At 62.0% G+C, this 279-nt stretch carries 1 protein-coding gene; it reads right to left on the bottom strand.

The window, feature by feature from the left end; translation table 11 throughout:
* A partial coding sequence (locus tag SAZ04_RS21905; RefSeq protein ID WP_332699656.1) for an amino acid permease occupies positions 1-279 on the bottom strand: 279 nt, incomplete at both ends.

Below are 279 nucleotides of genomic sequence, written 5' to 3'. Positions count from 1 at the left end.
ACGCGAAAAAGACGATTGCGGCGCCCTGATGGATGCCGCGCCAGCCGTTCGGCGCGAACGGCACGTAGTTGTCGGGGTTGATTTGCGTGGCGCCCATCACGACGAAGACCGCCAGCACCAGCAGCTTCACCGCGACCATGATGTTGTTCGCACGCACGCTCTCTTTCACGCCGATGTACAGAATCCACGTGATGAGCATCACGATGACAAACGCCGGGATGTTGAGGAGCACCGGGATGCCGGCGATGCGCGGCGCTGTCTGAAGCAGGCCGTGAACCG

Source organism: Halalkalibacter lacteus (genome assembly GCF_036663595.1).
Classification (GTDB): domain Bacteria; phylum Bacillota; class Bacilli; order Bacillales; family Bacillaceae_D; genus Halalkalibacter; species Halalkalibacter lacteus.
Note: the sequence above shows the minus strand (reverse complement) of the source record. Positions and strands in the feature narration are given on the sequence as shown.